Genomic DNA, 12,698 nt, shown 5'->3' on the forward strand with positions numbered 1-12,698 from the left:
GCGGGGCGCGTCACCCCTTGCCTTGATAAAGCCAGGTGCCGTCCTCGCGTTTCCAGCGGTTCACCTGGCCGGTGTGGTACAGATGATTTACATGGGCCACCGCCTCGACCAGTGCAAGCCCGTACTCGCCCTCGCCAATTGTGCGCTTGAACAGGGGGGCAAAGCAATCGGCGGCGGTGCGGGGCACGGAAAGGTGATCCATCAGCCGCTCCAGCGCGCCGTGGTGGTTGCCGATCAGCTGCTGCATCCTGAGCGGCAGGCGCGAGAACGGCAGCTTGTGGCCGCCCAGGGCCAGGTGATCGGGGCGGGCCAGTTGCGCCAGCCGTTCGCAAGCCTCCAGCCACTCGCCCAAAGGATCCGCCATCGGTTCGGTCGCGTAGACGCCGATGTTGGGGCTGATGGTCGAGAGGATCTGATCGCCGGTGATCACCAGATTGTCGTCGCAGCTCCAGAAGGTCGCGTGCTCAGGCGCGTGGCCGTTGCCGGTGTGCACATCCCAGTCCCGGCCGCCCATGCGGATCACACCGCCCTGCTTGATGCGGGTGAAGCCCAGCGGCATCGGATGCACGGTGTCGGCAAAGTTGAAGGGCCGGTCGCTGACACGCTTCTCATAAATCTCCGGCGCCATGCCTGCGCTGCGGTAATAGGCCAGGATTTCCTCCGGCCAGACCTCCTGCACGTCCAGCGTCAGCATGCGGGCAAACAGCCAGGCGGTGCGGGTGGTGACCAGTTCGGCGCCGTGGACGCTCTGAAACCACCCCGCCAGGCCGATGTGGTCGGGGTGGTGGTGGGTGGCAACAACGCGTGTCACCGGCTTGCCCTTCAGAGGGCCGGCCATAAGGCTCTCCCAGATCCCGCGGCTCTTGCGGGTATTGAAGCCGGTGTCGATCACCGTCCAGCCGTCGCCTTCGTCCAGCGCGTAGATGTTGACGTGATCCAGCTTCATCGGCAGCGGCTGGCGCATCCACAGGACGCCCTCCGCCACCTCGATGGCTTCGCCATGCGCGGGCGGTTCTTCCCAGGGGGTGCGGGGGGAGACGTCGGGGAGATCGGTCACGGTGTCAGCCTGCCAGTTCATCAAGGCTGAGCGCAAAGGTGCCGGCCGCGCCGGCCTGGGCGTGCGCCAGCAGAGCCGCATGCTCGGGCAGCATCCGGGTGATGTAAAACCGTGCCAGCTTCTCGCGCGCACCGCCCTGATCCGCCATCGCGGCGGCCAGGTGGTAATGGCCGCCCAGCACCCGGGCGAAGGCGCGCAGGTAGGGAACCGAGCCTGCGAAGCGGTCCTGCATGTCCTGCTGCGACACCAGCCATTCGGTTGCTTCACGCAGGGACTCGCAGGCCTGCCAGACGGCTTCGGCCATGTTCGGATGGCTGGCGCGGGCGCGTTCGGCCTGCTCCTCGATCTCGTCGATCAGGGCAAAGGCCATGTCGCCGCCGTCCATCATCTTGCGCGCCACCAGGTCCATCGACTGGATCCCGTTGGTGCCCTCGTAGATCGCGGTGACCCGCACGTCGCGGTAAAACTGCGCGGCGCCGCTCTCCTCTATGAAGCCCATGCCGCCGTAGACCTGCACCCCGGTTTCGGCCACCCGCATGCCGGTGTCGGTGCCGAATGCCTTGGCGATCGGCGTCAGGAAGGCCGCGCGGGCCGACCAGTCACTGCCGCCGGTGGCGGTGTGCATGTCGATGGAGCGGGCGCAGGCCATCAGGATGGCGCGGGAGGCAAAGAGATCCGCCTTCATCTCCATCAGCATCCGGCGCACGTCGGCATGGTCGGCGATGAAGCCGCTGGCGGTCTTGCCCTGCTTGCGCTCCAGTGCATAGGCCAGCGCATGCTGATAGGCGCCCTCGCCCGCGCCGACGCCCTGGCCGCCGACACCAAGGCGCGCGTTGTTCATCATGGTGAACATCGCCGCCATGCCGCCATGCTCCGGCCCGACCAGCCAACCGGTGGCGCCGTCGAACTGCATCACGCAGGTGGGTGAGCCGTGCAGGCCCATCTTATGTTCAAGGCTGACGACCTTCAGGTCGTTTGCTTTGCCCGGGTTGCCGTCGGCGTCGGGCAGGTATTTCGGCACCAGGAACAGCGAGATCCCCTTGGTCCCCGGCACCCCGTCCGGCAGCCGCGCCAGCACCAGGTGGCAGACGTTGCCGCAGAAGTCGTTGTCGCCCCAGGAGATGAAGATCTTCTGGCCCGAGATGGCATAGGTGCCATCGCCGTTGGGCTCTGCCTTGGAGCTGAGTGCGCCGACATCGGAACCGGCCTGCGGTTCTGTCAGGTTCATGGTGCCGGACCATTCGCCGGAGACCAGCTTGGGCAGATAGATCTCCTTGATCGCGTCGGAGGCATGGTGCTCCAGCGCCTCGATCTGGCCCTGGCTCAGCAGCGGTGCCAGCTGCAGCGACAGGCAGGCGCCGGCCATCATTTCGTATACCGCGACGGCAACCGTCTGCGGCAGCCCCATGCCGCCGAATTCCTCTGCGGCGCTGATTCCGACCCAGCCGCCGTCCATGATGGCCTGATACCCTTCAGCGAATCCGGGCGAGGTCCGCAGCACGCCGTTTTCCAGATGCGCGGGATGCAGGTCGCCGCTGCGCTGCAGCGGGGCCATCACCTCGTCGCACAGCTTGCCCGCCTCAGTCAGGATCGCGCTCACCATGTCGGGGGTTGCCTCGGCAAAGCGGTCTGTGGCCGGGATGCTGTCATATCCGACGACGTGGTTCAGCAGAAATTCATACTCGGAAACGGGGGCGCGGAAGGTCATGGGCGTCCTCTGGCGGGGGTTTCTGGGGCGTGCGGGCGCGGGCAGTCTTGGCTTCCCGGCGCTGGCCCATTATGGTCTGTGGCTTGTCCGATTACCTAACCGGGCACTTATTTCAATCAACCAAAACGCCGCGTCACCCCAAATGCCCCAGCAGAGCACTGAAATCCTTGCCGCAACGGCAGGCGGCATTGCCCGCGCCGCCCAGCTTCTGCAGGAAGGGCGGCTGGTCTCCTTCCCGACTGAGACGGTTTATGGCCTGGGCGCCGATGCCAGGCAGGGCGAAGCGGTGGCGGCGATCTACGAGGCCAAGGGGCGGCCGTCGTTCAATCCGCTGATCGCGCATGTGCATTCGGCAGAGGCGGCACGGCGCTATGTGGAATGGAATGACGTTGCGGAACAGCTGGCAGCAGCGTTCTGGCCCGGCCCGCTGACGCTGGTGCTGCCGCTGCGGGAGGGGCACGGGATTTCGCCGCTGGTCACTGCCGGGCTGAACACCCTGGGCGTGCGGGTGCCTGCGCATCCCGCAGCGCAGGCACTGCTGCAGGAATTGGACGGGCCGGTGGCGGCACCCTCGGCGAACCCTTCCGGCAGGATCAGCCCGACCACGGCTGCACATGTGAAGGCCGGGCTGGGCGGCCGGATTGCCGCGATCCTGGATGACGGCGCCTGCGGCGTTGGCCTCGAGTCGACCATCCTCGGGCTGGCCGGGCCGGAGCCCATGCTGCTGCGCCCCGGCGGGCTGGCGGCGGAAGAGATCGAGGCAGTGCTGGGCTGCGAGCTGGCGGTGCGGGATGTGCATGATCCGCTGACCGCCCCCGGCCAGCTGCTGTCGCATTATGCCCCCGGCGCGCCGGTGCGGCTGAATGCCGGCGCGCCCGGCGAGGGCGAGCTGTTTCTTGGCTTCGGTCCCGGGCCCTGCGATCTGAACCTGTCCGAAAGCGGCGACCTGGCAGAAGCCGCCGCGAACCTGTTTGGGCATCTCCACCGGCTGGATGCCCTGGGCAATCCGATTGCCGTTGCCCCGGTGCCGGAACACGGGCTGGGCGAAGCCATAAACGACCGTCTGCGCCGCGCCGCCGCGCCGCGGGACTGAGCGCCGCAAATCGCAAAACACCCGCGCCCAAGGGTTTTGGGATTATCTCTGATAATCAGAAAACGCGCGGGAGCCTTTACGCTGTGCAGCCTGGGTTTGAGCTCTCAGGCGTGGCCGGCGCTGGCCGAGAGCGTCAGCGGATCAACCCCGAGGGTCTTCAGCGCCGCGCCCCATTTGCTGTCATCCGCGAGGCCGAATACGAGTTCCGGACTGGCCTCGGCGGTCAGCCAGCCATTCATGGTGATTTCCGACTCCAGCTGCCCCGGCCCCCAGCCGGCATAGCCCAGCAGGACCAGCAGGTCCTGCGGCCCCTGCCCCTGGGCGATATCCTCCAGAATATCCAGCGTCGCGGTCATCGAGAAGCCGCCCGGCACCTTCAGCGAACTCACATCCGATTCGTAGTCCGGCGTGTGCAGCACAAAGCCGCGCTGGGTCTCCACCGGGCCGCCGAACCGCACCGGCAGCGCGGCTGCGGCGCTGTTCTCGCCGCCCATGTCCAGCTGCTCCAGCAAATCCCCCAGCGCCACCCCGTCCGCAGGCTTGTTGACGATCAGGCCCATCGCGCCCTCCTCGCCGTGCGAGCATAGGAAGATCACCGAATGCTCGAACCTCGGGTCGCCGATACCAGGCATTGCAATCAAGAGCTTGCCAGTCAGATCCATGTATTTCCGTCTTTCCGCTGCCTCCCCCCACCATGACGCGCGCCCGCTTGCCGCGCAAGGGGCGCATCGGCGCAACCCCGCGCAGGCTCCGGTAAATTTGCCGCAAACACAGGCGGATGTAGGCGCCATGACCGGATCGTGACTTGGCAAACCGGGCTGGCAGGCGCATCTATTCACTTATGAGACAAATGCTGACCAAATCCGCTGCTGCCGCGGCGGCCCTGCTGGCCGCTGCAACCGGAACTCCGGCCCTTTCCGGTGCCGCGGAGGGCGATATCGTGCAGATCGAAGTGCTGGATGGCGGCATGACGCCGCGCGGCACCCATCTGGGCGCGCTGCGGATCACCCTGCAGCCCGGGTGGAAGACCTATTGGCGCGCGCCCGGCGATGCCGGCATTCCGCCCAGCTTTTCCTGGCGCGGCGCCCGCAATGTCGGCGGTCTGTCGATCACCTGGCCCTCGCCCGAGGTGTTCCTGACCTCCGGCTACCGCACCATCGGCTATCACAACCAGCTGGTGCTGCCGCTGGAGATCACGCCTGAAAGCCCGGGCCAGCCGGTGCGCCTGAAGGGGCGGATGCAGCTGGGGGTGTGCAAGGATGTCTGCGTGCCGGCCGAGCTGAAGTTCGACCACCAGCTGGACAGCAGCGCGGGCCGCAACCCGGCGATTGCCGCCGCGATGGCCAGCCGTCCGTGGTCGGCCAAGGAGGCCGGCGTGCGCAAGGCCTCCTGCAGCCTGCGCCCGTCGCAGTACGGCATGACGGTCACCGCGCGGATCTCGATGCCCTCTGCCGGCGGCGAGGAAGTTGCGGTGATCGAGCCGGGCAACCCCAAGCTCCACGCCGGTGAAACCACCACCCGGCGCGAGGGCGGGCAACTGGTGGCAGAGACCGAATTCCTGCCGGCCGACGGCAACGCCTATGCCATCGACCGCTCGCAGCTGCGGATCACGGTGCTGGGGAAAAATCACGCGGTTGATATTCAAGGCTGCAGCGCCGGATGAGTTCTGCGGACAGCCCAGCCCGCCCCGTTCTGGGCACCATTGCCGTGGTCTGCAGCCATTTCGGCGGGCAGGATCATGTGATCCTGGTGCAGCGCGGCAAAGAGCCGAATGCGGGCTGGTGGGGCTTTCCCGGCGGGCATGTGGAGCTGGGCGAGACCGCGTTGCAGGCCGCTGCGCGCGAACTGATGGAAGAGACCGGCGTGACCGCCCGGCCATTGGAGTATCTCACCAATGTGGATGTGATCTCCCGTGATGCCGCAGGTTCGGCGCAGCGCCAGTATCTGCTGACTGTGGTGCTGTGTGAGCATCTCAACGGGGAGCCTGTGCCCGATGACGACGCTGAACAGGCCGAGTGGATACCCATCGCAGAGATCGAAGCCCGCGGGCTGCAGCTGCTGGACCAGGTCGGTGACGTGGCGCGGCTGGCTCAGGCCCGCTGGCGGGTGTTGAGCCGGTAGGCGATCCCGCCCGCCGCATAGGCCAACAGCGCCAGAACCAAGGCACCTGCGAGGAAAGCCAGCAGCCCGGCGCGCACCGGCTCCATCGCTGCGAGAGCCGGAAGCATCCGCAAGGCCGGGTGCAAGGCACCGGTGGCCATCGCCCAGCCCAGCGTCAGCACCAGCCAGCCGAGCTGCGCCAGAGCCGTGCCCAGCACCAGCCAGCGCAGGCGCCCCGCCCCTTGCCGCAGCGCGCGGCGCAGGGAGGTGAGCGGCCGCGACAGGTCGCGCTGCATCGCAACCAGCGCCGGGACCACCAGCAGCACCAGGAACATGCCGAAACCCAGGCCGTAGACCAGCGTGATCACCGTGGGTTTCAGGAACTGCGCCTGCTGAGAGCGTTCAAACAGGAGCGGAGCAAGCCCAAGCACCGTGGTCATGGTGGTCAGCATCACCGGGCGCAGACGGTCTGCCGCCGCGTCGATAATCGAGGGGATCAGCCCGCGGTCCTGCGCATACTGGTCGATGGTGGTCACCAGCACGATGGAATCGTTGATGATGATCCCGGTCATCCCCAAGAGGCCCACCACAGTGAACATGGAAAGCGGCACTTCCCAAACGTAATGCCCCCAGATGGTGCCGACCAGGCCGAAGGGAATGATCGCCATCACCACCAGCGGCCGGGTCCAGCTGGCAAAGATCCAGGCCAGCACCAGATAGATGCCGGTGAGGCAGAGGATCAGCCCGGTGCCGGCCTCCTGCAGGAAGGTCTGCTCCTGCTCCGCCAATCCTGACAGGCGCCATTCCACCTGCCGTTCGCTGGCGATCTTCGGCAGGATCTCGTTCCGAAGCGCCTGGGTGACCGCCTCTGCGCGAGCGGGGTCGTCCTCGGAGATGTCGCCGGTCACGCTGATCACCCGGATGCCGTTCTCGCGGCGGACGGTGGAGAAACCGGTGCGCTGGGTGACCGAGACGATATCGGCGAGCGGCACGTAGATACCGCTGGGCGCCCGCATCAGGGTGCGTTCCAGGAAGTCGGCGGTCAGTTCGTTTTCCGGCAGCTCCACCCGGATCGTGGCGCTGCGCGGGCCATCCGGGTAGGTTGCGGCCTCGATGCCGTTGAGCCGCGCCCGGAGCGCCTGGCCCAGGCTGCCGATGGTGAAGTTCAGCGCCTGGCCCTGCGGAGTGAGATCGAGGACCACCTCCTCCTTGTCATAGGCCAGATTATCCTCGACCGCCGAGACTTCCGGGAACCGCAGAAGTGCGGTCTTCAGATCCTCGGACGCATCTTTCAGCACCTGCACGCTGGGGCCTGAGAATTGCACGTCCAGTGCGTCGCCGCCCGGCCCCGACCGCCAGCTGCGGAAGGAGATCGTCTCGACCATCGGGTGGCGCACCACCCGCTCCTGCAGTTCCGCCACGAAGGCAAAGCTGGAATAGGGGCGCAGGTCGGCGTCGATCAGCTCGATCGAAATGCCGCCCAGCAGGTCGGTGTCCTTCGCCTCCACCCCGCTGAGGCCGCGGCCGGCGTTGCCGCCGACCTCTGCCATCACAAAGTCCAGCGGATTGCGGCCATACCGTTGGGCGTATTCGGCGCCCAGCACCTCTGTCGCGCGCTGCATTTCCTGCATCATTTCCAGGGTATCGGCGCGGCTGGCGCCCTCTGCCATGGCGAAATTGCCGGTGACCGAGCCCCGCTCCGGCGCGTTGAAGAAGCGCCACTGCACATCGCCGTTGATGAACAGCGCCACCTGGCTGGCCAGGATTGCCAGCGCGCCTGCCAGCACCGCGTAGCGCGCGGTGACGATGAAACCCATCAGCGGCCGGAAAGCATGGTCGCGCAGCCAGCGGAAGCCGCGGTTCACCATCCGGTTCGGCCAGTCGTACCAATGGCGCGCCTGGGCGTGGGTCAGCGCGTGGGCCATGTGGTTGGGCAGGATCAGGAAGCATTCCACCAGCGAGGCCGCCAGCACCGCAATCACGGTGAAAGGAATATCGCGGATCAGCTCGCCGAACCGCCCGCCCACCAGCACCAGGGCAAAGAAGGCGATGATGGTGGTGAGGGTTGCGGCGAAGACCGGCATCGCCATGCGCCGGGCGGCGTTTTCGGCCGCCTGTATCGGGCTTTCGCCCAGCCGCCGGACCCGGAAATCTGCGTGTTCGCCCACCACGATGGCGTCATCCACCACAATGCCCAGGGTGATGATCAGGCCAAACAGGCTGACCATGTTGATGGTGATCCCGGCGGCATACATCAGCGCCACGGCAGCAAACATCGAGGCCGGGATGCCCATCGCCACCCAGAAGGCAATGCGGGTGTTGAGGAACAGGAACAGCAGGCACAGCACCAGGCCAAGCCCCATCAGGCCATTGTCGACCAGGATGTCCAGGCGGTCGGTGATGGACTGGGCCCGGGTGCGGATCAGCTCAGCCGTCACCCCCTGCGGCAGGCTGGCCTGCATCTCATCCACGACCTCCTGCACCTGAGCCTGCAGGCGGATCGCGTTGCCCTGGTCGGAGCGGTCCACCCGCACCGACATCGCCGGGTTGTCATCCACGAAATAGGAGCGGTTGCGGTCCACCCCTTCGACCCTGATTTGCGCCACATCGGCAATGGTCAGCACAGAGCCGTCGGCATTGGTGCGCAGCACAATGGCAGCGAGTTCATCCGGTGTGCGTTTCTCGCTGCCGGTGCGCACGCGGGCATTGGCGCCGGTCACATCGCCTGCGGGGTCGGCATCGACCTCTGCCGCGATCGCCTCGGCGATCTCGCGCATGGTGATATCGTGGGTGATCAGCTTGGCGGTCGGAACCTCGACAATGGTTTCCGGCGCCGCCACGCCGCGGATGGTGGTGCGGGTGACGCCGGCCTCAAAGAGGCGCACCACCAGTTCATCGGCAAAGAGGCCCAGCTGCCCTGCCCCGACCGGCCCGGAGATCACCACGTCTGTCACCCGGTCGCGCCAGGCGCCGCGGCGCACGTCCGGTTCCTCCGCCTCTTCCGGCAGCGTAGTGATGCCGTCGACCGCGGTCTGCACATCGTCGGTGGCCTGCCCCATGTCGGAACCAGGCTCAAACTCCAAGGTCAGCGAGGCCAGCCCCTCGCGGGAGATGGAGGATGTCTCCTCCACGCCGTCAACGGCCAGCAGCGCAGGCTCCAGCACCTGAACGATGGCGCTGTCCACGTCCTCCGGGCCTGCACCCTCCCATTCGACGGAGACGGTGACGCGCTCAACGATCACATCTGGAAAAAACTGTGTCCGCATGTTGGGCATCGCTGCCGCGCCCAGCACCAGCATGATAACCAGCAGGAGGTTGGCCGCCGTGCGGTGGCGGGTGAAGTAGCTGAACAGCCCGCGGGCCGGCCGGGGGAGCCTGCGCGCCATCGGGCTCAGCCTCCCATCCGGGATTCGATCCGGCTGACCAGCTGTGCCGGCACTTTGGCCTCCGCCAGCTGCTGCAGCATTTTCGCCTTCATCTCCGAAGGCATCCGGCTGTTGCCCTCAACCAGCGCCACCAGCCGGGCGCGGCGCTCGTCCGTCAGTTCGATCAGCTCCGGCAGCGCCTGCGCCTCTGCGCCCCGGCGCAGCGGGCGCACCTTGATGCCGGCGCCCAGCAAAGGCGTGCGGCCGGTGACAACTTCACGGCCTTCCAGCCCCGAGCCGCGGATCAGCACATCATCGCCCTGGCGGCGCACCAGTTCCACCGGCAGCGCCTCCAGCCGGTCCTCCGGCCCCAGCAGCAGCACAGAGCCATCTGCCCCCAACGCGGAGGCGGGCACCCGCGCGACCGCGCGGACCTCCGGCTCTGTCACATGGACGGTCACAAAATCCTCCGGCTTGAACCCGGGGGCCGCGTCGAGGCTGGCGTAGACCAGCCGCCCGGTCTGCCCGTCGCCCGCGGCGCCGCTGGCACGCGAAATCCTCCCTGCCGCGCTGAGACCGGCGCCGGCAGCGTCCAGCGTCACCCGCACCGGGGCCTTCAGCAGATGGCCGTCGCCGTCCAGAAGCCGGGCGTATTGCGCGGTGGAGACCCGGAACGCAACCTCCAGCAGGTCCGGGTCGACCAGATCCGCGAGTTTCTCGTTGGCGGACACCAGCCGGCCCTGCACCAGGCTCACCGATTGCAGGGTGCCGTCAAAGCCTGCCTTGATGGTGGTGTCCTCCAGATCCCGGCGGGCCTCGTCCAGCGCGATCTGCGCCCGGGCCACGCGGGTGGCAGCCTGATCGGCGCGCGCCTCTGCCTGGCTGACCGCCTGGCGGCGCGAGATCACCGTCTGGCGCGCCTGCACCGCGGCCAGTTCCGCGGTTTCCACCGTGGCTGCGGTGCCGACGCCGCGCTCCTCCAAATCCACCTGCCGCTGGAAGGCGCGCTCGCGCAGCTGGGCCTGGTCCTGGGTTGCCTGCAGTTCGTCCTGCGCCAGGATCAGCGCCCGGCCCGCATCGCGTTCCTCGGCACGGGCGTCCATCATGTCGGCCTCAGCCCGGTCTAGCGCCGCCTGGGCATCCGCCGGGTCGATCTGCACCAGCACCTCGCCCGCCCGCACCGCTCCGCCTTCCTCGAAATCCTCAGAGAGCTGCACCACCCGGCCGCCGGCGGCGGTGCGCAATTCCAGGGTGCGGCGGCTTTCGATCCGGCCAAAGGCGGTCAGCTCCGGTGCCACCGTCTGCAGGTCCGCGGTCACAACATTGACCGCAAACACCCGCTCGCGCACCGGCGGCGGCTTGCGTTCGGCGTTGAGCTGCGCCTCGATGGCGCCGAAAATAAGTTGGCCGGCATAAAGCAGCAGGGCCGCCGTCAGCGACGCCAGGAAAAGCCCCATCAAACTCTGACGCAAAAAGCGCATGTCTCTCCCTTCCGGTGGCGGCTGCTGCCGGGGCCGCGAACGGCCGGCCAAAGCGCAAATGCCTTGTGCCCGCTTGGAAATATATGATTTTCCGCACAGGTTTGCGAGGTTACACGCTGGCCGGCGCTATTTCCGCCGCAGATGCTCCTCCAATCTGGGCATGATTTCCACGAAATTGCAGGGGCGGTGACGGTAATCGAGCTGTTTTGACAGGATTTCATCCCAGCCGTCCTTGCAAGCGCCGGGGCTGCCGGGCAGCGCAAACAGGTAGGTGCCGCCCGCAACGCCGCCGGTGGCCCGGGACTGCACCGCGCTGGTGCCGATCTTCTGCATCGACACCCAGGTGAAGACAGTGCCGAAAGCCTCGATCTCCTTCTCATAGACGTCACGGTGCGCCTCCACCGTCACGTCGCGGCCCGTCAGCCCGGTGCCGCCGGTGGAAATCACCACATCCACCTTGGGGTCGGCGATCCAGACGCGCAGCTGCGCGGCGATATCCGCCCGCTCATCCGGGATGATCTTGCGGTCGGCCAGGGTATGGCCCGCATCGCGCAGCCGGTCGACCAGCACCTGGCCGGAGCGGTCGTCCTCCATCTTGCGGCTGTCCGAGACCGTCAGCACCGCAATACGGACCGGGATGAATTCCATGCTTTCGTCAATACGGGACATCTAAGCCTTCTCCATAATCGCCAGCCGCACGGCCAGCCCTGCAAAAATTCCGGCGGAGACGCGGCCCAGCCAGCGCGCAAATACCGGCGAACCCGTCAGCCGCCGCCCGGCCTGGCCTGCGAAGATGCCCACCAGCCCGTTGATGACAAACCCGCCCGCGGCCAGGATCAGTCCGAAGATCAGGAATTGACCCAGCACCGGCCCGGCCTCGGGCCTTACGAATTGCGGCACGAAGGCGAGCACGAAAAGGATCACCTTGGGATTGGCCAGGTTGACGAGGAAACCGGAGCGGAACGCCCGCCGGGCCGGCACGGAGGGCGCATCCGCCCGGACCGGGCCGCTGTGCAGGGCGCCCCAAGCAAGGTACAGAAGATATCCCACGCCGATCCAGCGGATCACGTCAAACAGCCCCGGCATGGCAGCGATCACGGCGCCGAGCCCCAGGCCCGCCAGTGTCACATGCACCATGCTGCCCGCTGAGATCCCCGCGCTGGCCGCCACTGCTGCGGCGCGCCCCGATCGCAGCCCCTGGCCGAGACAGAACATCATGTCCGCGCCCGGTGTCAGGTTCAGGGCCAGAGCCGCCGGGATGAAGGCCAGCAGGGTTACGGGATCGATCACGGCTCCACCTCGAACCAGCTGACTCCGGGGCCGAGATTGGCCACCTGCGTCTTGCCCAGGTTGCCCCGGAAGCCCCAGCAGTCATGCACATGGCCGCAGAGCAGCAGCTGCGGCTGCACCCGTTCCGCCGCGGCCCTGACCGCGGTGGAGCCGACGGAAAGCCCGCTTGAGGTCACATCCCCCAGCCCCTTGGGCGGCGAATGGGAGATCAGGATATCCGCATGATCGCAGGCCGCCAGAATCGTCCCCGCCTGCACCTCGCTCAGGTCGCAGGACCAGCCGCCAAACGGTGTTTCCGGCACACCGCAGCCCAATCCGAACAGGCGCAAGCCTTCGAAGTCCGTGCCGTCGCCATGCAGCACTGTGGTGTTGGCAAACCCTGCCGCGCGCAGTTCTTCAGCGCTTTCGCCGTTGCCCGGCACCGCCACCATCGGCGCCTTCAGCCCTGCCAGCATGGCGACGGCCCTGTCCATCCCCATCCGCATGTTGCAGAAATCGCCGGCGCCGATCACCAGATCCGCGCCCGCACTGGCAGCGACAATATCCGCGGCGTGGGAGGCCGAGAGATGCAGATCGGAGAACGCCAGAATTTTCATGGGTTACC

11 protein-coding genes are annotated in these 12,698 nt (G+C 67.2%); 3 read left to right on the forward strand and 8 right to left on the reverse strand.

Translation table 11 applies throughout. The features are described from left to right. Window positions 1-10 precede the first annotated feature (10 nt). Entirely contained in the window at window positions 11-1,057 is a 1,047-nt protein-coding gene (locus tag AC58NV_RS10795; protein WP_497227132.1) for an MBL fold metallo-hydrolase, read from the reverse strand. 4 nt (window positions 1,058-1,061) lie between these two features. Then, window positions 1,062-2,765, reverse strand: a complete 1,704-nt coding sequence (locus tag AC58NV_RS10800) for an acyl-CoA dehydrogenase (protein ID WP_497227133.1) — start codon at window positions 2,763-2,765, stop codon at window positions 1,062-1,064. A 142-nt stretch (window positions 2,766-2,907) separates the two neighbouring features. On the opposite strand from AC58NV_RS10800, the gene AC58NV_RS10805 reads away from it, so the two are divergent. Further along, on the forward strand, window positions 2,908-3,858 hold the full coding sequence (locus AC58NV_RS10805) for an L-threonylcarbamoyladenylate synthase (protein WP_497227134.1): 951 nt from the start codon (window positions 2,908-2,910) through the stop codon (window positions 3,856-3,858). A 104-nt stretch (window positions 3,859-3,962) separates the two neighbouring features. Here AC58NV_RS10805 and AC58NV_RS10810 read toward each other — a convergent pair whose 3' ends face one another. Continuing rightward, window positions 3,963-4,520 carry a YqgE/AlgH family protein gene (locus AC58NV_RS10810; protein ID WP_497227135.1) on the reverse strand — a complete coding sequence of 186 codons (558 nt, stop codon included), beginning with the start codon at window positions 4,518-4,520 and terminating at the stop codon, window positions 3,963-3,965. Window positions 4,521-4,708: 188 nt separating this feature from the next. On the opposite strand from AC58NV_RS10810, the gene AC58NV_RS10815 reads away from it, so the two are divergent. Both AC58NV_RS10815 and AC58NV_RS10820 read left to right on the forward strand, forming a co-directional pair. Continuing rightward, a complete protein-coding gene (locus AC58NV_RS10815; protein ID WP_497227136.1) occupies window positions 4,709-5,521 on the forward strand; it encodes a protein-disulfide reductase DsbD domain-containing protein in 813 nt (270 codons plus the stop codon). Then, window positions 5,518-5,979: an NUDIX hydrolase gene (locus tag AC58NV_RS10820; protein WP_497227137.1), complete on the forward strand. Its 462-nt coding sequence runs from the start codon at window positions 5,518-5,520 to the stop codon at window positions 5,977-5,979. Before AC58NV_RS10815 ends, AC58NV_RS10820 begins: the two co-directional genes overlap by 4 nt. On the opposite strand, the gene AC58NV_RS10825 is transcribed toward AC58NV_RS10820, so the two are convergent. The 5 genes from AC58NV_RS10825 to AC58NV_RS10845 form a co-directional block, all read right to left on the reverse strand. Next, entirely contained in the window at window positions 5,949-9,344 is a 3,396-nt protein-coding gene (locus AC58NV_RS10825; RefSeq protein ID WP_497227138.1) for an efflux RND transporter permease subunit, read from the reverse strand. The genes AC58NV_RS10820 and AC58NV_RS10825 overlap by 31 nt on opposite strands. Before the next feature lie 5 nt (window positions 9,345-9,349). Beyond that, window positions 9,350-10,804 (reverse strand): efflux RND transporter periplasmic adaptor subunit, encoded by a 1,455-nt coding sequence (locus AC58NV_RS10830; RefSeq protein ID WP_366661329.1) that lies wholly within the window; start codon window positions 10,802-10,804, stop codon window positions 9,350-9,352. Window positions 10,805-10,930: 126 nt separating this feature from the next. Beyond that, window positions 10,931-11,473, reverse strand: coding sequence for a molybdenum cofactor biosynthesis protein B (gene moaB / locus AC58NV_RS10835; protein ID WP_497227139.1), 543 nt, complete (start codon window positions 11,471-11,473; stop codon window positions 10,931-10,933). Beyond that, a complete protein-coding gene (locus tag AC58NV_RS10840; RefSeq protein WP_497227140.1) occupies window positions 11,474-12,094 on the reverse strand; it encodes a LysE family translocator in 621 nt (206 codons plus the stop codon). It lies immediately after the preceding gene. Next, window positions 12,091-12,690 (reverse strand): metallophosphoesterase family protein, encoded by a 600-nt coding sequence (locus AC58NV_RS10845; RefSeq protein ID WP_497227141.1) that lies wholly within the window; start codon window positions 12,688-12,690, stop codon window positions 12,091-12,093. The genes AC58NV_RS10840 and AC58NV_RS10845 overlap by 4 nt, the downstream gene beginning before the upstream one ends. Between the last annotated feature and the right edge of the window lie 8 nt (window positions 12,691-12,698).

Source organism: Leisingera sp. ANG49 (genome assembly GCF_059694505.1).

Excerpts from the sequence above, each read along its gene's own strand:
- AC58NV_RS10800 (WP_497227133.1), bottom strand. The coding sequence starts at position 2,765 with ATGACCTTCCGCGCCCCCGTTTCCGAGTATGAATTTCTGCTGAACCAC.
- AC58NV_RS10805 (WP_497227134.1), top strand. The coding sequence starts at position 2,908 with ATGCCCCAGCAGAGCACTGAAATCCTTGCCGCAACGGCAGGCGGCATT.
- AC58NV_RS10810 (WP_497227135.1), bottom strand. The coding sequence starts at position 4,520 with ATGGATCTGACTGGCAAGCTCTTGATTGCAATGCCTGGTATCGGCGAC.
- AC58NV_RS10815 (WP_497227136.1), top strand. The coding sequence starts at position 4,709 with ATGCTGACCAAATCCGCTGCTGCCGCGGCGGCCCTGCTGGCCGCTGCA.
- AC58NV_RS10820 (WP_497227137.1), top strand. The coding sequence starts at position 5,518 with ATGAGTTCTGCGGACAGCCCAGCCCGCCCCGTTCTGGGCACCATTGCC.
- AC58NV_RS10825 (WP_497227138.1), bottom strand. The coding sequence starts at position 9,344 with ATGGCGCGCAGGCTCCCCCGGCCGGCCCGCGGGCTGTTCAGCTACTTC.
- AC58NV_RS10830 (WP_366661329.1), bottom strand. The coding sequence starts at position 10,804 with ATGCGCTTTTTGCGTCAGAGTTTGATGGGGCTTTTCCTGGCGTCGCTG.
- moaB (WP_497227139.1), bottom strand. The coding sequence starts at position 11,473 with ATGTCCCGTATTGACGAAAGCATGGAATTCATCCCGGTCCGTATTGCG.
- AC58NV_RS10845 (WP_497227141.1), bottom strand. The coding sequence starts at position 12,690 with ATGAAAATTCTGGCGTTCTCCGATCTGCATCTCTCGGCCTCCCACGCC.